General features: G+C 64.3%; 24 protein-coding genes. 5 read left to right on the forward strand and 19 right to left on the reverse strand.

Annotation, left to right across the window (positions count from 1 at the left end):
• The first annotated feature begins 137 nt into the window (after positions 1-137).
• Positions 138-1,169 carry a tyrosine-type recombinase/integrase gene (locus tag H0485_RS11970; RefSeq protein ID WP_435531503.1) on the forward strand — a complete coding sequence of 344 codons (1,032 nt, stop codon included), beginning with the start codon at positions 138-140 and terminating at the stop codon, positions 1,167-1,169.
• A gap of 90 nt (positions 1,170-1,259) precedes the next feature.
• Here H0485_RS11970 and H0485_RS11975 read toward each other — a convergent pair whose 3' ends face one another.
• Positions 1,260-2,378, reverse strand: coding sequence for a ParB/RepB/Spo0J family partition protein (locus H0485_RS11975; protein ID WP_226935838.1), 1,119 nt, complete (start codon positions 2,376-2,378; stop codon positions 1,260-1,262).
• Positions 2,375-3,682 carry an AAA family ATPase gene (locus H0485_RS11980; protein WP_226935839.1) on the reverse strand — a complete coding sequence of 436 codons (1,308 nt, stop codon included), beginning with the start codon at positions 3,680-3,682 and terminating at the stop codon, positions 2,375-2,377. Before H0485_RS11980 ends, H0485_RS11975 begins: the two co-directional genes overlap by 4 nt.
• Positions 3,683-4,225: 543 nt before the next feature.
• Here H0485_RS11980 and H0485_RS11985 point away from each other — a divergent pair.
• From H0485_RS11985 to scpB, 3 genes are all read left to right on the forward strand, one after another.
• On the forward strand, positions 4,226-4,894 hold the full coding sequence (locus H0485_RS11985) for a hypothetical protein (RefSeq protein WP_226935841.1): 669 nt from the start codon (positions 4,226-4,228) through the stop codon (positions 4,892-4,894).
• Between the two features lie 78 nt (positions 4,895-4,972).
• Positions 4,973-5,872 (forward strand): DUF1403 family protein, encoded by a 900-nt coding sequence (locus H0485_RS11990; protein ID WP_226935843.1) that lies wholly within the window; start codon positions 4,973-4,975, stop codon positions 5,870-5,872.
• A gap of 4 nt (positions 5,873-5,876) precedes the next feature.
• Positions 5,877-6,503: an SMC-Scp complex subunit ScpB gene (gene scpB, locus H0485_RS11995; RefSeq protein WP_226935845.1), complete on the forward strand. Its 627-nt coding sequence runs from the start codon at positions 5,877-5,879 to the stop codon at positions 6,501-6,503.
• Positions 6,504-6,509: 6 nt separating this feature from the next.
• Here the strand turns inward: scpB and H0485_RS12000 are convergent, their stop codons facing one another.
• Positions 6,510-7,088, reverse strand: coding sequence for a helix-turn-helix domain-containing protein (locus H0485_RS12000; RefSeq protein ID WP_226935847.1), 579 nt, complete (start codon positions 7,086-7,088; stop codon positions 6,510-6,512).
• A gap of 141 nt (positions 7,089-7,229) precedes the next feature.
• Between H0485_RS12000 and H0485_RS12005 the strand changes: the two genes are divergently transcribed.
• On the forward strand, positions 7,230-9,188 hold the full coding sequence (locus tag H0485_RS12005; RefSeq protein WP_226935848.1) for an oxidoreductase: 1,959 nt from the start codon (positions 7,230-7,232) through the stop codon (positions 9,186-9,188).
• 72 nt (positions 9,189-9,260) lie between these two features.
• Here H0485_RS12005 and H0485_RS12010 read toward each other — a convergent pair whose 3' ends face one another.
• From H0485_RS12010 to H0485_RS12085, 16 genes are all read right to left on the reverse strand, one after another.
• Positions 9,261-9,938, reverse strand: coding sequence for a cupin domain-containing protein (locus H0485_RS12010; RefSeq protein WP_226935850.1), 678 nt, complete (start codon positions 9,936-9,938; stop codon positions 9,261-9,263).
• Positions 9,939-9,966: 28 nt separating this feature from the next.
• Positions 9,967-11,265, reverse strand: coding sequence for an NAD(P)/FAD-dependent oxidoreductase (locus tag H0485_RS12015; protein ID WP_226935852.1), 1,299 nt, complete (start codon positions 11,263-11,265; stop codon positions 9,967-9,969).
• 82 nt (positions 11,266-11,347) lie between these two features.
• Positions 11,348-11,956: a helix-turn-helix domain-containing protein gene (locus H0485_RS12020; protein ID WP_226935854.1), complete on the reverse strand. Its 609-nt coding sequence runs from the start codon at positions 11,954-11,956 to the stop codon at positions 11,348-11,350.
• A gap of 50 nt (positions 11,957-12,006) precedes the next feature.
• Entirely contained in the window at positions 12,007-13,158 is a 1,152-nt protein-coding gene (locus tag H0485_RS12025) for an NAD(P)/FAD-dependent oxidoreductase (RefSeq protein WP_226935856.1), read from the reverse strand.
• Entirely contained in the window at positions 13,155-14,621 is a 1,467-nt protein-coding gene (locus tag H0485_RS12030; RefSeq protein ID WP_226935858.1) for a 2Fe-2S iron-sulfur cluster-binding protein, read from the reverse strand. The genes H0485_RS12025 and H0485_RS12030 overlap by 4 nt, the downstream gene beginning before the upstream one ends.
• Before the next feature lie 68 nt (positions 14,622-14,689).
• A complete protein-coding gene (locus H0485_RS12035; protein WP_226935860.1) occupies positions 14,690-16,171 on the reverse strand; it encodes an aldehyde dehydrogenase in 1,482 nt (493 codons plus the stop codon).
• Between the two features lie 56 nt (positions 16,172-16,227).
• On the reverse strand, positions 16,228-17,331 hold the full coding sequence (locus H0485_RS12040; protein WP_226935862.1) for an ABC transporter ATP-binding protein: 1,104 nt from the start codon (positions 17,329-17,331) through the stop codon (positions 16,228-16,230).
• Complete coding sequence (locus tag H0485_RS12045) at positions 17,331-18,110, reverse strand: ABC transporter permease (protein WP_226935864.1); 780 nt, start codon at positions 18,108-18,110, stop codon at positions 17,331-17,333. The genes H0485_RS12040 and H0485_RS12045 overlap by 1 nt, the downstream gene beginning before the upstream one ends.
• Positions 18,110-18,988 carry an ABC transporter permease gene (locus H0485_RS12050; RefSeq protein ID WP_226935866.1) on the reverse strand — a complete coding sequence of 293 codons (879 nt, stop codon included), beginning with the start codon at positions 18,986-18,988 and terminating at the stop codon, positions 18,110-18,112. The genes H0485_RS12045 and H0485_RS12050 overlap by 1 nt, the downstream gene beginning before the upstream one ends.
• Before the next feature lie 105 nt (positions 18,989-19,093).
• Complete coding sequence (locus tag H0485_RS12055) at positions 19,094-20,104, reverse strand: ABC transporter substrate-binding protein (protein ID WP_226935868.1); 1,011 nt, start codon at positions 20,102-20,104, stop codon at positions 19,094-19,096.
• A gap of 256 nt (positions 20,105-20,360) precedes the next feature.
• On the reverse strand, positions 20,361-21,173 hold the full coding sequence (locus tag H0485_RS12060) for a 3-deoxy-manno-octulosonate cytidylyltransferase (RefSeq protein ID WP_226935870.1): 813 nt from the start codon (positions 21,171-21,173) through the stop codon (positions 20,361-20,363).
• A 4-nt stretch (positions 21,174-21,177) separates the two neighbouring features.
• Positions 21,178-22,014, reverse strand: coding sequence for a 3-deoxy-8-phosphooctulonate synthase (gene kdsA, locus H0485_RS12065; RefSeq protein WP_226935872.1), 837 nt, complete (start codon positions 22,012-22,014; stop codon positions 21,178-21,180).
• 114 nt (positions 22,015-22,128) lie between these two features.
• Complete coding sequence (locus H0485_RS12070; RefSeq protein ID WP_226935874.1) at positions 22,129-23,139, reverse strand: NAD-dependent epimerase/dehydratase family protein; 1,011 nt, start codon at positions 23,137-23,139, stop codon at positions 22,129-22,131.
• A 102-nt stretch (positions 23,140-23,241) separates the two neighbouring features.
• The gene (locus H0485_RS12075) at positions 23,242-23,529 is read right to left on the reverse strand and encodes a hypothetical protein (protein WP_226935876.1); all 288 of its coding nucleotides are present in this window, start codon (positions 23,527-23,529) and stop codon (positions 23,242-23,244) included.
• Between the two features lie 64 nt (positions 23,530-23,593).
• Positions 23,594-24,166: a YjbF family lipoprotein gene (locus H0485_RS12080; protein WP_226935878.1), complete on the reverse strand. Its 573-nt coding sequence runs from the start codon at positions 24,164-24,166 to the stop codon at positions 23,594-23,596.
• On the reverse strand, positions 24,163-26,289 hold the full coding sequence (locus H0485_RS12085) for a YjbH domain-containing protein (RefSeq protein ID WP_226935880.1): 2,127 nt from the start codon (positions 26,287-26,289) through the stop codon (positions 24,163-24,165). The genes H0485_RS12080 and H0485_RS12085 overlap by 4 nt, the downstream gene beginning before the upstream one ends.
• Positions 26,290-26,296: the final 7 nt, after the last annotated feature.

Consider the following 26,296-nt stretch of genomic DNA (forward strand, 5'->3'; position numbering starts at 1 on the left):
GGCGCTTATAGCCGCAATTATCGACCAAAACCGCCCCAAGAGACCCAATCGTATCTACATCCAATAATATTGCATTATCAGACAAAAGCTTTCTATACTCCCCCCATCCCCCTGAACCCGCTCCGGAGGCCCCTGACGTGACCGAAGACAGCCCCTTGCCCGAGGCCAGCGCCCCTCATCAGCCCCTCGCCCTGCGCGATCTGGCCGAGCGGGCGCGGGCCTATGCCGAGGCCTCCAGCTCGCTCAACACCCGCCGCGCCTATGCGGCTGACCTGAAGCATTTCAACGGCTGGTGCCGGCGCGAGGGGCTCGATGCCAGCCGCCCCGATCCCCAGGTGATCGGCCTCTATATCACCGCCTGCGCCAGCGGCGCGCGCTCGGTCGGCGGCAGGCCCAATGCGGTCTCGACCATCGAGCGCCGCCTCTCGGCCCTGGCCCGGGTCTTTGCCGAGCGCGGCACGCCCCTCGACCGCAGCGACCGCCATATCGCCAGCGTGCTCGCCGGGATCCGCAACAGCCATGCCGCCCCGCCGCGTCAGAAAGAGGCGCTCCTGCCCGAGGATCTGATCGCCATGCTGGGCTGCTGCGATCCGGGCGGGCTGCGGGGCTTGCGCGACCGCGCCATGCTGCTGATCGGTTTTGCCGGCGGGCTGCGCCGCTCCGAGATCACCGGCCTCGATCTCGGGCGAGATCAGACCGAAGAGGGGCGCGGCTGGGTTGAGATTCTCGAGGGCGGCCTGCTGCTGCGACTGCGCGGCAAGACCGGCTGGCGCGAGGTCGAGATCGGCCGCGGCTCGGCCTCCAGCACCTGCCCGGTCACGGCGCTGGAGACCTGGCTGAAATTCTCGCGCATCGGCAGCGGGCCTTTGTTCCGCCGCGTGACCGGCAAGGGGCGCGAGGTCGGGCCGATGCGGCTCAATGACCGCGAGGTGGCGCGGCTGGTCAAACGCCTCGCCAGCGCGGCGGGGCTGCGCGGAGATCTGCCCGAGGCCGAGCGCCCTGCCCTTTTCGCCGGTCACTCCCTGCGCGCCGGTCTCGCCTCCAGCGCCGAGGTGGATGAGCGCCATGTACAAAAGCAGCTCGGCCATGCCAGCGCCGAGATGACCCGGCGCTATCAGCGCCGCCGCGACCGCTTCCGTGTCAATCTGACCAAAGCCGCGGGCCTGTAATCCAGCCCCCCGGCATAAAAAACCCCATCTTCCCTGCGGGGAAGATGGGGCTGAAATCCGCCCGCAGAGGCGGGTCTCAGACCAAAGCTGTCAGGCCAGATCCTGCAGCAGCCGCTGCAAAGCCCCCTCAAGTTTACGCCGGTCGATGCTGGTAAAATCCAGCGCCAGCTTCACCTCGAGCCGGCCATTGGCCGCGGTGCAGCGCGCCCTGCCCCGGCTGCTCGGCAGCTGGAACGTGGTCTTGGTCTTGTCACTCGCCGCCGGTTTCGCGGCTCTCGGCGGCGCCTCATCATCATCCATCACGACCCGCGCCCCCGCCTCACCGGCATAGCGCTTAAGCAGATCCAGCTCATCGGGCACCGAATGATTGTCGAATTCTTTCAGCTCGGCGCGGATCAGCGGCACCAGATCGGGGCGCTCGTCAATCGCCGCCACCAGCCGCAGCCCCAGCGCGCGCGGGATATGAGCGGCGAATTTCAGATCCTCGCCCAGCCGCGCCATCAGCCGGATGAACTGGCGGATATAGCTGCGCTTCTGATAGCCCGCCGACTGAAACAGCTCGGCCACCGCCTTGTCGGGGTCATGCTCTTTGGTGCCGGGATCGGCAGCATAATTCAGCGCCAGCTGCGCCATCTCGGCAAAAGAGATGTCCTTGCGCACCAGGTTTTCATCGACCATGCGGCGATAAAGCCCCTCGAGCCCTTCCCCGCGGGGAAGAATGCCCGCCGGGATCCGGCCCCAGCTTTCCGCATCGCCGGTCTCTTCCAGCAGCGCCTTATAGGCCTGAAGCCGGCGGAAACCCTGGATCAGCTCATAGCGGCCATCCTCGCGCGCCTCGACCCGGATCGGGTTTGACAGGCCGAGATCGCGGATCGAGGCGATCAGCTCGGTCAGCTCCTGGTCATCGCCTTTCGAGCGGTCGCGCACCAGTTTCCAGGTCTCGACCGCCTCGAGCGGCACCAGATCGGTGATCAGCCCCATGCGCTTGAGGCGCACATGTTCGGCGGCCAGAGCATCATTCTCGGCGCGGATCTCGGCTTCCAGATGGCGCCGCTCGCGCAGAGATTCTGCATTCTCGGTGATCGCTGCCGCCATGGGCGAGCGACGGCTGAGCTCGGCCGTCTTCCCCGCGGGGAAGCTCTCCTCCTGTGGCGCGGCGGTCAGTTCATCTTCGGGCAGATCGAGATCGAAGGTCCGGCGCTTTTTCACTGCTCATCCTCCAGCTTCTCCCAGGCCCCCAGGAAACACTCTTTAAACTCGCCATAGGCGCGGTCGAACGAGGCCCGGGCCCGGCGCCAGGTCTCACGCGTCATCGAGCGGTAGTCGATCTCATAGACCGATGAGAGGAAGCGGCCCGATTGTTCGACCGCCCGGGTCATCTCGATCGGCTCTTTGGCGACAGTATCGCCGAAAACCTTACGGAAGGCTTCAAACATCGCCCGGTGCAGCTCATTGCCCGGCTCATAGCGCGTCATCAGGAAGCGCAGGTCAAGGAAGGCCTTGGGCAGTTTCATCTTCCCCGCGGGGAAGGCCCCATCAAACCCGGCCGCCAGATCGGCGAGCGCTTCAGAGAGCTGGCCGATGAAAGAGGTGGTCGAGTCATATTCCCAATAGCCCGGGCCCGAGGGGATATAGAGCACATCGGCGGCAAAGACCGCGTTCATCGACTGATAGCCGATGGCGGGCGGGCAGTCGAAGATCACCAGGTCATAGCTGTCGGCCGGGATCGCATCGAGATAGCGCGAGACAGCAGCAAAGAAGGACCAGTCAGGATTGAGGTGACGGTACTGGGCCGAGGCGAATTCGACGAAGGCGGCATTGGCGCAGGAGGGGATGATGTCGATCGTGGCCCAGGAGGTGGTGCGGATGAAATCGGTCACCCGCAGATCGCCAAGGCCAAGGTCGCGCACCGAGGCCGGCAGGCGGCGCTGCGGCAGAGCGGTGCCGCTCTCGGCGGCGCGCGGCGCATTGTTCATCCGCTCGGTCTCGCGCACCAGGTCGCGGGCGATGATGCCCCAGACCGTCATCTCTTCGCTGACATCATGCAGCCCCATCGAATGGGTCAGCGTCGCCTGGGGGTCGAAATCGACGACGAGGACGCGGTAGCCATCCAGCGCCGCAGCATGGGCCATATGCAAAGCCACGGTCGATTTGCCGGCGCCGCCCTTGAAGTTTGACACCGCCACCCGGACCGCGCGCTTATTCGCCGGGCGCGGCGGCATCAGCGAATGGCGGTTGATCTTCATCCGGCGCCGCAGCTCATTGATCTCCTGCAGCGAGAACCAGCGCTGGCGGCCATCCTCCTCAACTTCCCCGCCGGGAAGGTCGGGCTCCTGGGCGAGGCGGCCGCGGAAGGTCGACTGATTGATCTTAAAGATCAGCTCGGACACCTCCCAGCTCGAGAAGCGGCGCAGCCCCTTCTCATGCTCGGGCGAGAAGGTCTGACGGCGGATATGGCTTTGCATCTTCAGCGACTGCGCCTGCAGCGCCGCGAGATCCTCATGGGTGAACATGCCTGTCCTCGTTCTTTTAAACGTAGATTATTGCCTGATCCGGATTTACGCGGAATTTGCCAAAGTGGCAAAGCATAAGTTATAAATAGTCAGGCTTTCCTGAAGAACGCTGAATTCAGTGTGAAATCAGGGGCTCTGGCGGCAGGGACGATTCGCGGCTGGCCCTGGCAGCAACGCCTGGAGGCGCCGGGGCGGAGCAGGGGGACCGGGCCATCTTCCCCGCGGGGAAGATGGGACTTGAGGGGACAAAACAGTCCCTATTGTAGCCCATGAGGGGACATTCAGCCCCTTTTGCGGGGACAGCCAGGATGTCCCCCATTACCTGTCATACCCTTTCTTCGATTTTTTGAGGCAGGGGGGTAAACAAGGCTCTCAGCCCATCTGCTTGACAGAATCGGATCATCCAACGCAAATGGATGCAGAGTGGCGATTAGCGTTGGGAACGGCAGATCGGTTCGGCCTTGCAGCGCTGATCCTTTCTGCATCGGGAATAACGCTGCGCCTGAAAAAATCACAGGTGGTCCACCACCGGAGAGCAGTGCAATGAGCCTTCGTAAACCGGCGGGCCGGAGCAGTCCGGCGCGCAAATACGATATCCTGACCGTGCTCGGCAGCTTTGCGCTGTCGCAGGATCCGGCTTTGCAGCGGCTGACTTTGCGGCTGATCTGCCTGATCACCGCGCGCTATAACTGGCAGGCGAACCAGCTCTCAGTGGCCCAGACCGAGATTGCGAAGCTCTGGTCCTGTGATCCGCGCACCGTCAAGCGTGAGATGGCAAAGCTGCGCCAGCGCGGCTGGCTGATTGAGCAGCGCGCCCCGGCCCGGGGAAGGGCCTCGGTCTATGGGCTGGGCAGCGAACAGATATTCGAGGATACCCGCCCGGTCTGGCAGAATATCGGCCCTGATCTGGTCGACAGGCTGCAGCCTGAACCGGCCTCTGAACCCGCGACCAGTGTGATCCCTTTCCCCCAGGCCCCAGGGCCGGTCAGCGATGGCAGCCTCTGGGCCGAGATCGGGCTGCGGCTCCATGCCGAGGATCCGGCGATTTACCGGGCCTGGTTTGCCGGGCTGACCGCCGAGCTGCGCGATGAGGCTTTATGCCTGCAGGCGCCGGGCGGCTTTCATGCCCGCTATATCGACACCCATCTGCGGCCGCGGCTGGAGCGGGCGCTGGCCGATGCCGCGCCGGGTCTGCGGCTGCAGATCAGCTGAAGGGGAGGGGGGCGAATGGTTCTTTATCCGTATCGCCGCCGCTGCTAGCCTGTTCTCATGTCACGACGCCCTAAGCCCTTGCCCCCGCTTCTTGTCTCGCCGCCGGTCCTGCCGCGCTGGGGCCGTCAGGCTGCCCTGCGCGAAGAGAGCGAGACCCTGCTCTTTGCCGCCGGGGCCGGGCTGGCGGTGCTTGATCCGCTGGTGCGCTCGGATCAGCCGCCGGGCCAGCTCTGGCGGCGGCGGCTGGCGCTGAAAGCCGCAGCGGCGGTGGTACAGATCGAGGGGCGGCGCGAAACCCCGGCACAGCTTCGCGATGCTCTGGCTTTGTCGCGCCCGGGCGATGATCCGGGGCCTGGGGGCCGGATCCTGACCGGCTGGCGTTTTCTGGGCGAGGCGCGGGCGCTGAAGCTGGCCGACCAGGAGGCGCGGCTGGCCAGAGCCTTCGAGCTGCCGGGCGAGGCGGCACAGAAACTGTTGCGCGCCGAGGCGGCTGCGCTGCCGGGGCGCGGCCTGCCGCTGCGTTTTGCCGCCGCCTCGGCCCGGCGGGTGCTGGATCAGGGCCAGGCCTGGCGCGGGCTGGCGCTCTGGCTGGCCGATCTGCAGCTGGCGCGGGCGCTGAACTGGGAGCGGCCGGTGCCGCTGCTGGCCGGGCATCTGCCGCGCAGCGCGCTGCGGCTGGAGGGCGAGGCCTGGATGCTGGCCTGCGCCGGCGCCTGGGCAAAAGCGGCAGCCGAGGCGCTGGATCTGGCCAGCGAGCTGACCAGGCGGGCCAATGCTTTGCGCCAGGGCGCGGTGAAACTGCGGGGCAAGGATACGGCGGCGGCGATCCTGGCGCTGCAATCTGAGGATGCGCTGGCCGCCCAGGCGGGCGAGAATGCCAGCGACCGCGCCGCAAGACGGCTGTTTGAGAAGCTGACCGGCGAGGGGCTGGTGCGCGAACTGACCGGCCGGGCCTCGTTCCGGCTTTACGGGCTGTGAGAGGATGAGCGAGGGGTTCGACCGCGAGCTGGAGGATCTGCCGCCGCCTTTGCGCTGGCGCGAATGGATGGCGCGGGCCGAGGCGGTGCTTTTTGCCTCATCAGATCCGGTGCCGCGGGAGCGGCTGGCGCGGGTGGTGGGGCGCGATTGTGTGCTCGATGATCTGATCGAGGATATTTCCATCGAGCTGGGCGAGCGGCCCTATGAGATTGCCCGTGCCAGAGGCGGCTGGCTGATCCGCACCCGGGCCAAACATGGCGCGGCGATCAGGGCGGCTTTGGGCGATGAGGATCTGAGCCGGAACCTGACCCAGAATGAGGCGCTGGTGCTGACCATTATCGCCTGTCTGCAGCCGGTGACGCGGCGCGAGATTGCCCGGCTGACCGGGCGCGAGGTCGGGCGCGAGCTGATCGCCCGGCTGAGCCGCGAGGGGATGATCGCGCGCGGCCCGCGCAGCCCCGAGCCGGGCGCGCCCTATAGCTATGTGACGACGCCGGAATTTCTGTTGCGCTTTGGCCTTGAGACCCTGCGCGATCTGCCCGATTTCGAGGCGATGGAGGATGCGGGCCTGTTGAGCCGGAGGGCGGAGACCGCGCTTGATCTGCCGATTGCGGCCCAGGAGGAAGAGTGAGGCTTTTCAGTAGCCGGGCGGGCTGATCGCCCAGATCACCACCGTCTCGGTCTGGCCCGGATTGCGGTAGCGGTGCTTTTCGCGCGAGCTATAGGCGAAGCTGTCGCCCTCGCGCAGATGGAAATGCCGCTCACCCACCCAGAGCTCGAGCTCGCCTTGCAGGATCAGCCCGACCTCATCGCCGTCATGGCTATAGGCATGGGTTGATTCCGTCCCCGCGGGGAAGGTCGAGCGCAGCATCTCGACCTGCATCGACAGCCGCGGCGTCAGCAGCTCATCCGAGACCCCCTTGTCATAATCGACGCGCAGCCGGTCCTTGCGGCGCACCACATAGCCGATTTCATCGGGCGGCTGCTCGGCCTCTTCGCCGGCGAAAAACCAGGCGACGGTGACGCCGAGCGCCTGGGCGATCGAGACCAGGGCATTGATCGAAGGCGCCGAGAGATTGCGCTCGATCAGGCTGAGATAGCCGGTCGAGAGGCCGGCGGCTCCGGCCAGTTTTGCCAGGGTCAGCTGGCGGCGCTTGCGCAGCTGGCGCAGCCGCTCGCCGATGACCGTGGCGGGGTCGGAGGGCAGTTCCTGCATCAGATGATCCTTTTCCGGCCCGGAATTCAGTCAGTAAAAATTTATATTGATTTTTTTACTGCGCCCGCAGAGGAATATGCAACCCAAAGCCGCGCGGTGCAAGAAAGCCGCCCGGGATTCTCAGGCAAAGTAAGAGCCAGCATGACCGCGACCGCCTTCCCCCATCTGTTCAGCCCGCTGAAATTCCGCAATAAAACCGCGCGCAACCGGATCGTGTCGACCGGGCATGACACCTGTCTGCCCGAACATGGCGAGATCACCGACAGCTATATCGAATATCAGCGCCGTCGGGCCAAAGGCGGCGTCGGTGTGATCGTGACCCAGGTGGCGGGGGTGCATGAGACGGCGCGCTATACTTCGCATCTGATCATGGCCAGTTCGGATGAGTGTATCCCGGGCTATCAGCGGCTGGCTGCGGCCTGTCAGGCCGAAGGCGCGCTGGTGTTCTCGCAGCTGTTCCATCCCGGCCGCGAGATTATGGAAAGCGCCAATGGGATGCTGGCAGTGGCTTATTCGGCCTCGGCCAGCCCGAATGAGCGCTTTCGCATGATGCCGCGCGCCATGGACCTGGCGCTGTTGCGCGAGATCGTCCAGGGCTATGCCGGGGCGGCGCGGCGGATGTGGCAGGCGGGGATGGACGGGGTCGAGCTGGTCGGCTCGCATGGCTATCTGCCGGCGCAGTTCCTGAACCCGCGGCTGAACCAGCGCCAGGACGCCTATGGCGGCAGTCTGGAGAACCGGCTGCGCTTTACCCGTGAGGTGCTGGCCGCGATGCGGGCGGCGACCGATGAGGATTTCGTCATCGGGCTGCGGCTCTCGGCCGGGGAGCGCGATGAGAACGGGCTGACCGAGCCGGAGGCGCTGGAGGCGGCAAAGCTGCTGGACGGCGCGATTGACTATCTGTCGCTCTGCGTTGGCACTTCGGTCTCATATGGCGGGGCAGTGCATATTGCCGCGCCGATGGCTCTGCCCGCCGCCTATACCGCACCGCTGGCCGCAGCCTATACCAGAGCGCTCGGGGTGCCGGTGATCATCACCGGGCGGATCAACCAGCCCCAGGAGGCCGAGGCCATCCTCGCCAGGGGCGAGGCCGATGCCTGCGGCATGACCCGGGCGATGATCTGTGATCCGGAAATGCCGGGCAAGGCGAAGGAAGGCCGGTTTGACGATATCCGCGCCTGTATCGGCTGCAACCAGGCCTGTATTCACCATTTCCATCGCGGCCTGCCAATCTCCTGCATTCAGCACCCGGAAAGCGGGCGCGAGACGGTGTTTAAACCGGTCGAAAAGGTTGGGGCGCCGAAGAAGGTGATGGTGATCGGCGGCGGGCCTGCCGGGATGAAGGCGGCCTCGGTCGCCGCTGCACGCGGTCATCAGGTGACTTTGTTTGAGGCCAGCGGGCGGCTCGGCGGCCAGGCCAACCTGGCGCAGCTGGTGCCGGGGCGCAGTGAATTTGGCGGGATTGTCACGAACCTCACCCGGGAATGTGAGCTGACCGGGGTAGAGATCCGAAAGAACACCTCTGTTGACCGGGCGGTGATTGAGGATTTTGCACCCGATGCGGTGGTGCTGGCGACGGGGGCGGTGCCCTATGTTCCGCCGATGGAGACAGATGACCAGATCCAGGTGGTGACCGCCTGGCAGGTGCTGAGGCGCGAGGTGAAAGTGGGGGCGCGGGTCGTGGTGTTTGACTGGCGCGCCGACTGGATCGGGCCGGGGATTGCCGAATTGCTGGCGCGCGAGGGCAGCAGGGTCGATCTGGCGATCAACGCTTTGCATGTCGGCGAGAGCCTGCCCTATTATGTGCGCGATCCGATTGCCGGCAATCTGCATAAGCTTGGCGTCAGCATTACCCCCTATGCACGGCTGGTGGGCTGCTTTGGTGACAGCGCCTTCTTCCAGCATACGGCTTCGGGCGAGGCGATGGAATTTGAAGGGGTGGATACCCTGGTGCTGGCGGCCGGGCACAGCCCCTTTGATCCGCTCCGCGCTGAGCTGGAAGAGATGGGCCTCAGCTATCAGGCGGTGGGCGATTGCCTGACCGCGCGCACGGCGGAAGAGGCGGTCTATGAGGGGATGCTGGCCGGGCGCGCGGTCTGAGGGAGGGGCCGCCACTCTCTGGCCCCGACAGAAAAGAAAGGCGCCGCGGGGGATGCGGCGCCTTTTGCAGTTTCAGACCGGATCGGCCGAGATGAACAGCTTGCGCACCGACAGGCTGCTTTCCCAGCCGAGGCTGGCGCCGACCGGCGCCAGCAGCACCTCGCCCGGGCCAAAGCTGTGGCGAATGCCCTGATCGTCGATCAGCGTCGCGCCGCCGTGGAGGAAATACATCACCTCGCTATAGGCCATGGTCACGGCTTTGCGGGCATAGGGGGTGGCGGCCCAGAGGCCGAGGGTGACAGGCCCGGCACCGGGCATCGGATGGCTTGAGCAGGAGGGGCTGTCGGTGGTCAGCACCGCCGCCGAAGGCGAGGGCGAGGGGCTGAGCGCCGCCTCAAGATCAATGGCGCGAATGCCGCTCGGGAAAGCGGCGCTGAGATGGGCGAGGAGCAGCACCTCTGCCCCGTCCCCCGGGATCAGCGTGACATCGGTTTCCGGGCCGATCTGTACCGCCTGACCGGCGCTTATGCGCAGCAGATTGTCGCCCGAGGCCAGCGTCAGGCTGCCCTTCTCAAGGATGAGAAAGAAACTGGCGGTGCTGCTGGCGCTGACGCCTGCGCTGAGGCTGAGGCGGCCAAAGCGCAGGGCCGGATCGGTGGAGGCGGCGAGATGCAGGGCAGGGGCGGCCAGAATTTCGGCTGCGGCAACATCAAGCAGCGCCAGGGCGCTGAGGTTCACAGGAGCAGTCATATTTCGTCTTTCTTCTCGGGGGACCGGCTTATTTCGAGGCAAGGCCCAGCCGGTCTTTCATCCAGTACCAGCGCACGCCCAGCCCCATGACGGGACGGGCGAACTGATGCCAGACAATCGGTTTGATGGTGGTTTTGGGATAGAGGGCGGGGGCACGCCCGGTGATCTCATCGGCCAGCATTCTGCCAAAGCGTACGGAGAGCGCGAGGCCGCGGCCGTTATAGGCCTGCAGGCTGTAAAGGCCGGGGCGGCTTTCGTGGAAATGCGGCAGCCCGTCGAGCGAGAGGCCGACATGGCCCGACCAGCGCCAGCGTACCGGCACCTCTTTCAGCTCGGGGAAGAGGCCCAGCATGCCGCGCTCAAGCGCTTTCATCAGCGCCGGATCCTCTGCCGGGCCGACCGCGCCGCGCCCGCCGATCATAAAGCCGCCCGAAGGGGTTTTGCGCATATAGAAGGCCAGTTTGCGGGTCTGCGACAGCATCACATCCCCGGGCAGAATTTTTGCCGCCAGGTCTTGGGGCAGCGGGCCGGTGGCCAGCTGCATGCTCTGCACCGGCAGGATGGTGCGGGCGAGGCCCGGGACCAGCCGGTTCGAATAGGCATTATTGGCGACCAGTACGATACGGGCGCGGATCTCCAGGCCGTTGACCTGCATCAGCCAGCCGCCCTCGGGCAGCTGGCGCAGCGCCGTAACCGGGCTGTTCTCAAACACCTGTGCCCCGGCGGTGATGGCGGCGCGGGTCAGGCCGCGCAGGAAATCGAGCGGCTGCACGCCGCCGGCGCGCTTATCCTTCCAGCCGCCGAAGTGCGCGCTGGTGCCGGTGGCGCCGACCAGCTCCTCGCGGCTGAAGGTCTCGACATCCACCCCGACCGCGCGCCATTGCCGGGCGCGTTTCATCACCGCCTCCAGCGCCAGGGGCGAATGGGCGGCCTGGATCCAGCCGCCGCGCACCGGGCGGCAGTTGATCTTATGCTTTGCAATCAGATCAAAGGCATAATCCGCCGCGCCGCCCACCAGTTCAGTCAGTGCGCGGCCTTTCTCGGGGCCGTATTTCGCCACCAGATCCTCGGGGTCATATTTCAGCCCCGGGATGATCTGGCCCCCATTGCGGCCCGATGCGCCATAGCCAATATGTTTCGCCTCAAAGGCTGCGACCTTTACCCCGGCCTCAGCGAGATGCAGGGCGGTTGAAATGCCGGTGAAGCCAGCGCCGACGATAGCGACATCGGTGTCAAAACCGGCATCGACGGGGGGGAGGGCGCAGGGGGGCTCGAGGCTGTCGTGCCACCAGATTGAGCCGCGATAGCTTTCCAGGCTGCTGGTCAAGGGAGAAACTCCGGTCGGTTGGAGAGGCAGGAAGGACACCAGGCCGGCGCCGGCAGGGTGCAGCGGGCCAGAGCGGCCCGGATTATTTCTGGCTGTTGATCCAGATGATCTCGGCGGGGGTCTCGCCATTGTTAAAGAAACGGTGGCGGATGCCCGAGGGGAAAGCGAAACAATCGCCCTCGCCCAGCAGATGGATATGGCCATCGATCTGCAGTGAGAAAGTGCCCTTCATCACATAGCCGATCTCATCGCCGCTATGGGCATAGGAATCATCGCCCGAGGAGCCGCCGGGCTCGATCGAGACCACATAGGCTTTATAGCGGTCCTGTTCGGAGGGGCTGGCGAGAAGCTTTATCACGCCATTGGTGTCGAGCACTTTGGGCTGATGGGCGCGGCGCAGGAAATAGGGGCTTTCGCCCCCGGCCTGACGCGCGCCACCGGGATCAATGATCTCGGCCGGGGCCACTTCAAGGGCGGCGGCAATGGCATAGACGGTGCGGATCGTCGGCGAGACGAGGCCCCGCTCAATCTGCGACAGTGACCCGATCGAAAGGCCGGTGCGCTCGCTCAGCTTGCCCAGCGTCAGGCGCCGCGCAAGCCGGGTCTCGCGCAGGCGCAGCCCGATTTCATCGGCCTCAGTCCCGGCTGAGTTTCGGGTGGTCTGGCGCTGGCCTGGGGTAGGATCTGACATTTTACATCCGCACTGAGAAGAAAAGGGGGGAACTAACGCAGAAAACCGGGTCAGGCGACCACAATTCCCCCTTCGATGATCGGGCCGGTGGTCTCAAACCGGTCGAGCGCGAAAGGTTTCATCCTTGCATCGGTCTGGCCGCGGGCAATCGCCTGAGCCAGAAGTTTACCGGCAGCGGGCGCTCCGGCAAAGCCGTAAGACCAGCCGGCCGAGAACCACAGATCCTGCAGGTCAGGATGGGGGCCGAGCAGCGGCGCGAAATCCTTTGAGGCATGGATCAGCCCGCCCCAGTGCCGCAGGATCCTGACCGGGCCGAGCTGGGGGAACATGCGCAGATAGATCTTCGCCATATCGGCCATCACCGGCACATCGGCGCGCAGCGAGATATGCGGGGTTTCGGGCACTTCGGTGCCGCCCACCACCTCGCCGCGCGAGGTCTGGTGGAAATAGGCGAGGCTGTCGATCAGCGCGATGGCGGGCTTGATCAGCGGCCGGGTCGGCTCGAGCGCCATGGCCTCGATCTTCATGCCATGGCCGTTCAGGCTGACCCCGGCAAGGCCGGCCATTTCCGGATTATGCCCCCCGGCGCAGCAGACGATGGTCTCGGCCGCAATGCGGTGATCACCGATCATAACCGCCGCGGCACGGCCATTTGTCGTTTCAATGCCGGTGACTTTGGTGCGGTAATGGATTCCGACGCCATGGGTATGGCAATACTGGTACAAAGCCTTCATCGCCGCGTGATGCGGCGCGACGCCGCCATCGGGCTGATGCTGGGCCGCCAGAACATGCTGCTGGTTCAGCGCCGGCAGCAGCTTTGCGGTCTGTGCCTTACCGAGGATCTGCGAGCGGATGCCGAGCCGGGCGTGCAGTTTTGCCCCCTGTTCCAGCATATCGACCGTCGCGGCTTTTTCGGCCACTACCGTATAGCCGCGGCGGGTGAACATGACATTCTCGCCCAGACGCTTTGACCAGCTCTGCCATTCGTCGAGCGTCAGTTTAAACAGCCCGGACCAGGCGGTGGAGGCGAAACCGGCGCGGATCAGCGTGCCATTGCGGCCCGAGGCGCCGCCCTGCCAGTAACCGGCATCAAGGACGACAATGCCCTTTTGCCCCATTTCGGCGAGGTTAAAGGCCAGAGACAGGCCCTGAATGCCACCGCCGATGATCAGGGTTGAGGCGGATTGCGGAAGCAGGCTCATTTCTGACAGACCTCAACAAGACCAGAGAGGCCGGCGGCCTGGGCGATCGTGATGGCGCGGCGCGGCGGGCGATGCGAGGGGCGTGCAAAATCATCGGGCTGCAGCCCGGTGCGCGCGGCGAGCAAAGCCAGCATCCCCTCCCAGCAGGGCCAGCCCTGACAGGTGCCCATGCCGCAGGAGGTCAGGCGCTTGAGCACCTCAGGATCGGTTTCCCCGGCATCAATATGATGGGTCAGCTCTCCGGCGGTGACATCCATACAGGGGCAGATCAGCGCCTCACTGTCGGGGGCGGCAGGAACGGGGATCGCCTCAGCGGGCAAAGCGGCGGCCCCGGTGAAGCTGACATATCCGGGCAGAGCCTGGCCCAGCAGCTGATAGGCGCCCTCGGCCGAGATCTGGAAGGCGAGGTTCGGGTCACTGCGCCAGGGACCGGCATGGATCAGCGCGTCACAGGGGATGCGTTTGCCGCCCGCGCGGATGGCTTTGACCCGCTTACCGCCCTCGATTTTTTCCAGCGCGCTGACCGGGCCGCAATGGCTGATTTTGCAGCCAAGCGCCTTCAGCCTGGCGGCAAGGCGGGTCTCGGAGCCGGTGCCGACCACAGCGACCCGCTTGCCGGGCAGCACCCGGAAGCGCGCCGCCAGATCAAGCGCGGCATGGGCGTCGAAGACACCGGGCAGGTGGTTGCCGCGCACCATCGGCGGCATCGAGCGGCGGCCGGTGGCCAGCACCACCCGGCCCGGGCGGATCGCCATTGCCGGGCCGGTGCCATCGACCGGGGCGGCGAGGATGACCCGGCCATCGCGGTAGGCTCCGAAGACTTCGGTGGCGAGGAAGAGCTGCACTTTATCGCTGAGCGAGGGCAGGGTCTCGCCGGCAGCCACGGCAAAGCGGCCGGGGCTTTCGCCACGGGTGATCAGCGCCACGCTTTCGCCGCTGGCGGCAGCGGCATTGGCGGCGCGGATCCCCTCGGGGCCGCCGCCGACCACCAGCAGATCGGGCGCGAGGCTGGTGCCGGGGATCGGCGCGGCATTCCAGTCGACCGGCGCGACATCGGCCACCCCGGCCAGCAGCGCCATAGCGCGTTCGGCGAGCCGGGCGGGCAGGCCCGATTGCGGGATCAGCGCGCCATGTTCAAAGCCGCCATAGACCAGTTTTGAGGGCAGGATCTGCAGGGCCTTCAGCAGATCAAAGCCCGGCGCGGGCCAGCAGTTCTGCATCGAGACCTGCATACCGGGGCGCAGCTCAATCTGATCCATCCGCACATTGGGCATGCCATCGACTTTGGCCAGAACCCCCACCGCATGCGCGCCGCTGTAAGACAGCGGGCGGTGCAGTTTGCGCGAGCGGGCAAAGGTGGTCACGCCGGCGCGCCAGAGCGCGGCGCTGAGCGTATCGCCCTGGCGGGCCGAAAGGGTCTTGCCGTTCCAGCGGAAGGAAATGTCCTGGGCAGAGAGGCTCATAGCGGGGCTTTCGGGTTAAATCGGGGTTCCGGGGGCCGCGCAAACCGCCGCCCCCGGGAAGGGTGATATCAGGCCAGATTGATCCAGGTGGTTTTCAGATCGGTATATTTATCAAAGGCATGTGCCGATTTATCGCGACCAAAGCCCGATTGCTTGAAGCCACCGAAGGGGGTGGTGATATCACCGGCATCGAAGGAATTGATCCAGACCACACCGGCGCGCAGCTCATTCGAGGCGCGGAAGGCGGTCTGCAGATCCGAGGTCCATACCCCGGCGCCGAGGCCATAGATCGAGTCATTGCCGAGGCGCAGCCCTTCGTCGAAATCCTTGATGGTGATGACCGAGGCCACCGGCCCGAAGATCTCTTCCTGGGCGATGCGCATCTCATTTTTCACATCGGCGAAAACGGTCGGCTGCACGAAATTGCCCTGAATGCGTGCGCCACCGGCGGCAAGGGTCGCGCCTTCGCCTTTGCCGATCTCGATATAGGAGAGCACGCGGTCGGTATGCTTGTCTTCCACCAGCGCACCCATCTGGGTGGCGGGGTTCAGCGGATCACCGACGCGCAGATTATTGGCAAAGGCCGAGAGCTTTTCGACGAATTCGTCGCGGATCGGTTCCTCGACCAGGATGCGCGATCCGGCCGAGCAGGTCTCGCCCGCATTATAGAAGATCGCCCAGGCCGAGCCCTCAACCGCCGCGTCGAGGTTCGGGCAGTCAGCCAGAACGATATTGGGTGATTTGCCACCGCATTCGAGGCCGACGCGCTTGAGGTTCGACTGCCCCGAATAGGTCATGAAATATTTGCCAACCTCGGTCGAGCCGGTGAAGGCGACGGCGTCGATATCCATATGCAGACCAATGGCGCGGCCCGCGGTCTCGCCCATGCCGGGCACCACGTTCAGCACGACCTCGGGAATGCCGGCCTCGATCGCCAGCTGGCCGATGCGGATGCCGGTCAGCGGCGATTGCTCGGCCGGTTTCAGCACGCAGGAATTTCCCGCGGCCAGGATCGGCGCGATCTTCCAGGCGGTCATCAGCAGCGGATAGTTCCATGGCACCACCGCGCCGACGACGCCGATGGCCTCGCGGCGGATCAGGGCAACGGCGGAACCGGCGGTGGGGGCGACCTCGTCATAGACTTTGTCGATCAGCTCGCCAAACCAGCGGATGCAATTGGCCGCGCCCGGAATGTCATCGCCGTAAGCGTTCGCGATGGTCTTGCCGGTGTCGAGGCTTTCAAGCAGAGCCAGTTCGCTGCGGTTTTCGAGCAGGAGTTCGGCAAAGCGCATCAGCCGCAGCTTGCGCTCTTTCGGCGCCATGCGCGCCCAGTGACCGGCCTCAAAAGCGGCGCGGGCGGCGATGACGGCGCGGTTCACATCCTCGATATCGCAGGCGGCGATTTCGCCCAGCACTGCACCGGTGGCGGGGTTGAGCTTGGTAAAGGTCTTGCCCGAAGCGGCGGCGACATACTGGCCGCCGATGAAGGCGCGGGTTTCAATCGACAAAGCGGCGGCTTTGGCCTGCCATTCGGCATGGGTGAAGGACATCAGCAGGGTCTTTCCGGAAAAACAGAGGTTTGGAGGCGGGGGCCTTGCGGATCGGCTCAGGCCGCGATGATCACCAGATCCTCGGGCTGCCAGCTCAGGCGCACCCTGTCAGCGGCGTTCAGCGCCGCGAGGGTGGCGATGTCGCGGCTGCGCAGCTGGATCACCGCATTGTCAGCGAGGCGCACGATCAGCCGGTATTCGGTGCCGAGATAGATCTTATCGACGATCACCCCTTCGGCGCCATTGGCTGCATCTGCAACGGCATCGGCGCGGTTCACATGGATACGCTCGGGGCGCAGCACCAGGCTGGGGCTGGCGCTGCTGGCGGCGACGCGGGGATCGGATTTCGGCAGGCTGGCGCGCCAGCCCGGGCCCTCGATCACCGCCAGCGCGCCGTCATGGCGCAGCTGGCCGCGCAGGATATTGGCCTCGCCGATGAAATCCGCGACGAATTCCGATTTCGGATGGGTGTAGAGATCCTGGGGCGTGCCGATCTGCGCGAGGCGGCCATCTTTGAAAATGGCGATGCGGTCGGACATGACGAGGGCTTCTTCCTGGTCATGGGTTACCGAGACCACGGTTGCGCCCACCTGTTTGGTGATATGCATGATCTCGATCTGCATCTGGGTGCGCAGCTTTTTATCCAGCGCCGCCATCGGTTCATCGAGCAGCACGATATCGGGGTTGAAGACCAGGGCGCGGGCCAGGGCCACGCGCTGCTGCTGACCGCCCGACATCTGTTTCGGGAAACGCCCGGCGCAATGGGCGAGGCCGACGATCTCGAGCATTTCCATCGCGCGTCTGCGACGCTCGGCCCGGGCCACGCCACGGGTTTCCAGCGGATAGGCGACGTTATCGGCCACGCTCATATGCGGAAACAGCGCGTAATCCTGGAACATCATGCCGATATTGCGCTTTTGCGGGCTGACCCCGGTCATATCGCGGCCATCAATCATCAGCTGGCCCGAAGTGGGGGCGACGAAACCGGCGATCACCCGCAGCGAGGTGGTCTTGCCCGAACCCGAGGGCCCGAGCATGGTCAGGAACTCGCCCTTTTTCAGCTCAAAGGAGACATCATCCAGCGCTTTGACCGCGCCGTAATGTTTGGCGATATTGACGAGGCTGAGCGCGCTGGCGCCATTCGCGGAAGAGTTTGCCATTACTGGCCCTCCTTGGTCTTGAAGCTGAGCAGGACGCCGATTGCGGAAATGGCAATCAGCAGGGCGCCGACGGCGGCGGTGGCGGGGTCGAGATTGGCCCGGGCCTGGTTCCAGATCATGATCGGCACGGTGCGGCTCTGGCTGTTCGAGACGAAGATCGCGATCACCACCTCATCCCAGGAGGTGATGAAGGCGAAGACCGCTCCCGAGACCACGCCGGGCCGGATCAGCGGCAGGGTCACGCGGCGGAAGGTGAAAAGACGGCCGCCGCCGAGCCCGGCACTGGCCAGGGCGAGATTGGGGTTGACCATCTTCAGGCTGGCCATGACCGAGACCAGAACGAAGGGAATGGCCAGCACGCTATGGGCCGCGATCATGCCGGGCAGGGTGCCCGACAGGCCCCAGCGCGCAAACAGCATATAGGTGCCGACGCCGAGCACGATCACCGGGGTGACCATCGGCGAGAGCAGCAGGCCCAGCACGATGATCTTGCCACGAAACTCGCTGGCCTCCAGCGCCAGGGCGGCGGTGGTGCCGATCACCGTGGCCAGCAAAGCGGTGCAAAGGCCGATGATCAGGCTGTTTTTCAGCGCGATCTGCCATTCGCTGTCGCTGAGGATTTTCACATACCAGTCGAGGGTAAAGCCGACCGGCGGAAATTCCAGCTGCGGTGCGGTGGTGAAAGACATCGGCACGATGATCAGCGTCGGGACCAGCAGGAACAGCGCGGTCAGGCTGACGAAGAGCCAGAAGCCGATGCGGCGAAGAAGACCCGGCATTATGCTTTCTCCTGAGCGCTGGCGCGGCGGCTGATGTAAAGCCGCGCCGCGCCGAAAAGACCGAAGGCGATGGCGGTGATGGCCAGCAGCACCACGGCAAGCGCCGCGCCGAGACCAAAGTTCAGCTGCTCAAGGAACTGACCGGCAATCATCTGCGGGATCATCATATCGCGCGCGCCACCGAGCAGCGCCGGGGTGATGTAGAAGCCGAGCGAGAGGGTGAAGGTCAGGATGGCAGCGGCGGCCACCCCGGGCAGCGACAGCGGCAGATAGACGCGCAGGAAGCTGCGCAGATAAGAGGCGCCACAGATCGCCGAGGCCTCCATCAGCCGTATATCGATTTTTTTCATGATCGTATAAAGCGGCAGCACCGCATAGGGCAGCAGCACATGCACCATGCCGATCGCCACGCCGGTAGGGGTGCGGATCAGGCGCAGCGGCTTTTCAGTAATGCCAAGGCCGAGCAGCAGGTCATTCACCAGGCCGCTGTTTTGCAGCAGCACCACCCAGGAGAAGCTGCGCAGCAGCAGGCTGACCCAGAACGGGATCAGCAAAGCAATGGTCAGCAGCAGCAGGGTTCTGCGCCCGGCATTGGCCATGGCATAGGCATAGGGATAGGCGATCAGCACCGTCACCAGCATGACGATCAGCGCCATTTTAAAGGTTGCGGCGATCACCCGCAGAAAGACCGGGCTGTCGAAGATCTGTTCATAATACTGAAAATCGCCGCCAGGCAGCGAGGCCGACAGCAGCCGCAGCAGCGGCCAGAGGAAGAAGATTCCCAGGAACAGGACAGCGGGCAGCAGCAGCCAGATGCCGCCGGGAATGCGCGCAAGGAAAGAGGTCTGCCCGGAGGCGGAAGCCGGAACTGTGCTCATATCACTCTCGGTCTCGGGAGGGTCGGCCCCTCGCCTTTTCCCGGGAGAGGGGGAGGGGGCGAAGGGCCGTTGAAGAGGGCCGCGCGGCAGGCAGCCCTCAGAGGGTTATTGCAGCAGCCATTCCTGGAAGCGGGCGTCGACCGCCGCGCCATTCACGCCCCACCATTCCGCATCCATCAGAACGCGGCTGTCGAGGTGGTCGGTGGGAAGATTGCCGGCAAAATTCGGCAGCACGCTGCCTACGGCATGTTTGTTCGACGGGCCGTAGGGCATGAATTCGGTGAAGGCGATCTGCTGGGCCGGTTCGGTGAAGAACTCAAGCGCGCGCATCGCGGCCTCTTTGTTCTTTGTGCCTTTGGGAACAACCCAGTAGCCGGTCTGCGAGGTCCAGTCGGTCCAGTCGATCCGCACGCCTTTATCGGCGCCAGAAAGGGCGCGCGACACCCAGACCAGGCCCATTGCCGCCTCGCCGCTGGTCAGCAGCTGTTCCGACTGCGCGCCGGTTTCCCACCAGATCAGATCCTCTTTGATGGTGTCGAGCTTGGCGAGCGCGCGCTCGACATCGATCGGATAGAGATCTTCGGCGGCGACGCCATCGGCCAGCAAGGCGGTTTCAAACAGGCCGCTGGCGGCATATTTCCAGGCCGCGCGCAGGCCGGGGAAGTCTTCGGTATTGAAGAAATCCTCAAAGCCTTCGGGTTTCGCGTCGCCGAATTCTGCGCTGTTATAGGCCAGAACCGTGGCTTCGATATCGGCGGCCACGCGGTAGGTGCCGGTGGTGCCATCAATGAATTTATCGCGGTTGACGATGGTGTAATCGATCGGCTCGAGCCAGGCGGCATCGGTTTCGAGGCCGAAGCTGTCATCGGTCAGCACCAGATCCCAGTCGACGGCTCCGGCCTCGACCATGGCTTTGAGCTTGGCATTGCTGGTCGGGCTGTCCTCGCGGATGGCAATCTCGCTTTGCGCGGCGGTAAAGGCATCAAAATAGGCCTTTTTCTGCGCTTCCTGATAACCGCCGCCAAAGCTGGTCACGGTGATCGTGGTTTCGGCCTGGGCCGAAAGCGGGGCGAGGACGGCGCCGGCGAGAACGAGGCCGATTGCGGATTTTTTCATTTTACTTCACCTCCCTGGGATGCTGCGTTCAATTGACGCATTATCTGCAGATTGGTCAAGAAATTTTTAGAAAACTAAAATAATCCTACCAATAATGCGGATTATGCTGAAAAAATTTTAGGATTATGTGCGTTTTTGCGGGAGATGCGCGGGCTCTGGCATGAAAAAGCGCCACAGGCCCGGGGCCGGTGGCGCTGATTAAGCAGGGATGTTTCACAATAGTGTCGAATCTTCGCCCGCTGCCGGGGGGATCAGCTCAGTCCTCGCCCATCCGCGCCAGATAGCCCTCGATCAGCGCCACATCCGAGGGGTTGTTCAGCTCCCAGAATTTTGCGCCGGGCGCTGTCACCTCGACCACATCCACCGGATGGCCGTTTTCCAAAAAGCGCAGCTGTTCCAGCCCTTCGAGGCTCTCCAGCGGGCCGGGCTGCCAGCTGCCATAGGCGGCCAGGGCCGCCGGGCGATAGGCATAGAGCCCGACATGATGGAAGACCGGCACCTCGCCCGCGACCACACCCTGACCATTGGTAAAGGGGATCACCTCTTTCGAGAAATACAGCGCCTGGCCCAGCTGATTGGCCACCACCGTCGTGGCGCCGACCCGGCCCGCGGCACGGTCGGCGATGAAATTCTGCACCGCCTCGGCATCACAGCGCAGGATCGGCGTGGCGATGCCCGCGCCGGGATTTTTCCGCATATGGGCGATCAGCGCGGTAACGAAATGCGGCGGGGTCAGCGGCGCATCGCCTTGCAGATTGATCACGATTTCCGGGCTGAGCCCGGCATTCTGCAGCGCCTCGGCCACCCGCTCGGTGCCATTGCGCGCGGTCACGGAGGTCATGATGACCTCGGCGCCGATGCGCCTGGCCTCAGCGGCGATGCGGGCATCATCGGTGGCGACATAAAGGCCGGTCCGGCCTCCGGCCTCCTCTACCGCGCGGCGTCCGGCGATGACCGAGCGCTCCAGCAGGCTGCGCGCGACGCCATTCGCGCCTTTCAGGGTTGCCAGCGGCTTGCCCGGATAGCGGGTCGAGGCATAGCGGGCCGGGATGATGATGACAGTCTCCATCGCCTCAGATCCCTTTGGCGAGGGCGTCGAAGGCGCGCAAACTGCCGATCAGATCTTTCAGCTGCTGTACCGGCACCATATTCGGCCCGTCGGAAGGGGCGTGATCGGGGTCTTCATGGGTCTCGATAAACAGACCCGCCACACCAACCGCGCAGGCGGCGCGCGCCAGAACCGGCACATATTCGCGCTGACCGCCCGAAGAGCCGCCCATGCCGCCGGGCTGCTGCACCGAATGGGTGGCGTCAAAGATCACCGGCCAGCCGGTCTCGGCCATGCGCGGCAGGCCGCGGAAATCGGTGACGAGGGTGTTATAGCCAAATGAGGTGCCGCGCTCACAGAGCATGATATTGCGGTTGCCGGTGCTTTCGACCTTGGCGGCGACATTATCCATATCCCAGGGGGCGAGGAACTGGCCCTTTTTGATATTGATCACCTTGCCGGTGGCGCCTGCCGCCAGCAGCAGATCGGTCTGGCGCGACAGGAAGGCCGGGATCTGCAGCACATCGCAGATTTCGGCCGCCGGCGCACAATGGCCCGGCTCATGCACATCGGTCAGCACCGGCACGCCGAATTCGTCACGGATGCGGCCGAGAATTTCGAGGCCCTTCTCCATCCCCAGCCCGCGTTTGCCGGCAAGCGATGAGCGGTTCGCCTTGTCATAGCTGGCCTTGAAGATGAATTTCGTGCCACTGGGCGCGCAGGCCTCAAGGATCTGCTCAGCCATCATCCGGGCGTGATCATGGCTTTCGAGCTGACAGGGGCCACAGATCAGCGCGATGGGATTTTTGCCGCCGATAGCGATATCGCCGATGCTGACGATCTGGGGGGTCTGACTGGTCACGCTGGTTTCTCCGTGCTCACGCGCCCCGGAACCGGCCGGGGATTTCCTTCTATTTGGCGTGCCGGGGGCTGCGAAGCAATGGCTGCGATGACATGGCGCGGGGGGCCGGGCCGGTCACTGCTGATAATAGTCGCGGTACCAGGCGACAAACGCCTGAACCCCGGTGCGGATATCGGTCGCGGGCTGAAAGCCGGTCAGCTGCTGCAGCAGGCGGGTATCGGCCCAGGTGGCGGGCACATCACCGGGCTGCATCGGCATCAGATTGCGGATCGCTTTTTTGCCGGTGGCGGCCTCAATCGCGGCGATGAAATCGCTCAGCTGCACCGGCGCGGCATTGCCGATATTGACCACCCGCCACGGCGCGACCGGCGACAGGCTGTCTCCGGCGGGCGGACCCGAGGGGCCGGGGCGGCGTGGCACGGCATCGATCAGCCGCCGGATCGCTTCGGCCAGATCGGTGATGCAGGTGAAATCGCGTTTCATATCGCCGTGGTTATAGACGTCGATCGGCTGGCCCTGCAGGATGGCGCGGGTGAATTTATAGGGCGCCATATCCGGGCGGCCCCAGGGGCCATAGACGGTGAAGAAGCGAAACATCGTCACCGGCAGATCGTAAAGATGGGCATAGCTATGCGCCATCGCCTCGCCCGCCTTCTTGGTGGCGGCATAGAAGGACATCTGGTGATCGGCTTTGTCAGTCTCGGCATAGGGCATCCGGTGGTTCGCGCCAAAGACCGATGAGGTTGAGGCCAGCAGCAGATGTCCGGGCGGGAAGGCCCGCGCCGCCTCGAGCAGTTCAAAGGTGCCGGTGATATTGCTGTCGAGATAGGCGCGCGGATTGTCGATCGAATAACGTACCCCGGCCTGGGCGGCGAGATGCACCACCACTTCGGGGCGGTGCCGGGCGAAAAGCCCGCGCAGCAGGCCCGGGGTCTCGAGGCTGTCGGTGATCATCGCAAAGCCCGGATCCTGTTCAAGGATCGCCAGCCGGTGCTGTTTCAGCGTGACATCGTAATAATCCGAGAGGTTATCGAGGCCGAGAACCTGCCAGCCTTCGGCCAGCAGCCGCTGACAGAGGTGAAAGCCGATAAATCCGGCAGCACCGGTGATGAGGGCGCGGGGCATAGGGGCTCACGTCAGTTACAGGGGATCGGGCAATGTCGCGTTCAGCATAAAGCAAAGCCCGCCGCAAATGCGACGGGCCTGCCCTGGATTATGCAGATTTTCTCAGTTGGTGGTGCTGGTGCTGCCCGAGTCGCCACCGCTGGCGGCAGCAGCGGCCACAGCAACCGCAGTGCCGATCGCCACGGCAGTGCCGACCGACAGCCCTGCCACTCCAAGCCCGGCACCAAGGCCGCCCGCACCGGCCGCACCGGCCGTACTTGCCGAAGCGGTCGTACCAGCGGTCGTCGAACTGCCAGTTGCGGCAGCATTAGCAGGCGCAGTCTGCGCGAATGCCGACATCGGGCTGAGGCCGAGGGCCACGACAGTCATAAACTTAAATGCGAATTTCATGCAGGCGGCTCCATTTATAGCAGGGGGAAATCCCGGGGAGGTGAAGGTTTGGCGAAACAGTCGCTCAATTGGCTCTGTAATACAACTCTAAGTAGCCAATCTCGGGTGAGATCCACTGCTTAGACGCGAAAATTTTGCCCGCTTTGTCGAGCCAGAACAGATTCTGATAGGTTTCGGTAAAACCGCGGCAGCTTTCCTGCAGATGAGGGCCGCGCTGGTCGCTGACCCGGCTGACCTCGCATTCGGTTCTGATCCAGATGGATTGCTCATTGCCGTTCAGATAGCGCAGGCGGCGGCTGTAAGGATCTGATTGTGGGGCTGCGAGCGCGGCGAGCGTTTCTTCTGCATCTGCGCCCATCATATCGAAGGTGAAACCACGGCTTGCGACCACGACGCCGCGATCAAGCGAGAGCGTATAGCGATCCTGGCTCATCCAGGTTTCAACGGTGCCATTCCTCGCCACCCGCTTGAGCAGGGCCTGGCCTCCGCCAGGGACGACCACCACCATAAGCTGCTCGCCCGCGCTGACCTGAAGCTCGGGCCAGGCGGGGGTTTTGGGTTCGCTGACACTCAGGCTGCAGCCCGCGAGGCACAGGCTCAGAGCGGCAATCAGCCCGGGGGCGGAGAGGGGCCTCATTTCCAGAACCTCGCCCAGCTGCTGTCGATTTCCGAGGCCTGCATTTTGCGTACCCCCTGATAAAGGCGGCCGGGAACATTCAGCCGGGCACCGCCATCGCGCAGAATGGGGCGAAGGGTTGAATTCATATTCATCGGGTCAGGCTTGCCGGTAAGCCAGGAGAGGGGGACGGTAATCTGAATACCCTTGTCAAATGAGCCCTCGCCAAAATCAGCAGCGGAAACATCCGTCCGCGTGGCGAAGACCGCGACCCGCCAGCCATTGTGAAACTCTCGTGCGAGGGTCAGCGTCGCCCCGGTATCACCGGCGAGATAGCGGCCCAGATCCAGCTGGGCGTGATAATCATTGCCGAAGTCGTAATAGGCCGAGAGATGGCCTGTCGCGACCTTGTAATCCTGAAAGCCGAAATGCTGATCGAAATCGCGCTGCCTCGTGTAATTGAGCTCGATCCCGAGGGCGAGGGCACTGTTCTGCGGTTTCCACAGCAGCTCGGTTGAAACGCCGCCGAACATGATCTCCAGATAGCCCGCGGTCACGCGGCCAAAGAGATCCGGGCCGGGCCGGAAGTAATAGCTGGCCGTCAGCTCCGGCAGGGTGAGGGTGCTGTCTTTATAGTAAAGCGTGCTGTCCGAGCGTACATGAGGCAGGACCGAATTTGACACCCGGTCCGATTTATCCAGGGTGCCAAGCAGCTTCTGATGGACCCGGCCAGCGAAAATCAGCCCCGGCAGCGGTTCATATCTGCCGCTGAGCGCCAGTCCGACATCGCCGCGCAGCGGAGAGGACGGATCGAAATAGGAGGGGGTGATATAGGGTTTAAGCGCATAGCTGAACGCAGGCCAGGCTTCGGGCAGGCGTTCGAGCGGATCACGTGTGTCACGGATCACCGTGCTCACCCGCAGCAGATCCGGTGCGACCGGGTGAAACTCCAGCTCTTCCAGCTCGCTGCGTTGCAGGGTGACGCGGGTGACCGGCACCGAGTTATGGGTCAGGGTAATGTCAAATTCACTGACTTCAGCTGGAGCATGGCGCGACAGGATGCGTGCGGTGCGGCCCAAAGCCTGAGCGGGCTGGCCATAGAGGTTATTTCTGACCGAGACGCGCAGGCGGCTGCCATCATTGCGCAGCCCCTGCAGCGTGATGCCTTCACGCGCCAGTTCGGTCTGCAGCGCCCGGGTGACCAGGCTTTGATCGGCCTCCCCCCAGGTCGCGGCGGCCGCAGAATGGGCGGGCTGAACCGGTTGCGGCGCGCTTTCGCGCCCGCTGCCAAAAGCAGAGCGCTTCGGGTTTGTCGCATAGCTGAGCTGCAGGCCAAGCTCGGAGCCGTAGAGATAGCTGGCGCTGAGCGTCAGCCTGTCCGTGGCCTGCCAGGCCAGGCCAAAGTTGAGCTGGCTGTTGCGGTCAAGATTGACGTAATCACGCGCCGGATAGGCATCTGATGAATATTCGGCGATCAGGCGCAGCCGGTCACTGGCCTGCCATTCGATGCCGCCAAAGAACGCCGCCTCGCCGCGAAACCAGTTGTGCGCATCGAAACTGCCGCCGCTGCCACCAGACCAGCGCGGACGAATGTCGAAGCGGTCACTGAAAATGCTGAGCGGATTGCTGAAGCCGCCAACCCCGGCCAGACGGCCCCAGCCAAGCCCTACTGTGGCGCGCAATCGAGGCGTAACGCTTTTCGTCGCAACGATATATTCGCCGGAAGCCAGGCCTGTTCCGACAATATCGTTGAGGCCGATAGCCATTGCAGGCAGGATATTGCCTTCATCCAGAAAGCGATAATGCAACGAAAAACTGCGGTCGTTGGGCCTGGTATCGCTTCCGGGGCGTTTTTCCAGAATGGTGTAGCGGAACCCTCCCGACAGACGGGGGGTCATCTGGAAGGTCATGGTGATGCGTGTCTGCCCGGCAAAATGGCTGATGGTCGTGCCCAGCTCCGCATCTTCGCGGCTCTGTGCCACCGGCATTTCGATCAGGCCTGGCACACCATAGGTATTATAGCCCCAGGACAGGGTCTGTGAGGGCAGGGTTTCGGCCAGGGCTGCGCCTGTGGACCCGGCTGCGGCCAGGGCGAGCCAGGCGCTGATCCAGCGCAAAGCCCTGGCCTTGCGGCAGCGCTGCAAGGCTTTC

The organism is Pseudogemmobacter faecipullorum, assembly GCF_020539525.1.
Classification (GTDB): domain Bacteria; phylum Pseudomonadota; class Alphaproteobacteria; order Rhodobacterales; family Rhodobacteraceae; genus Pseudogemmobacter; species Pseudogemmobacter faecipullorum.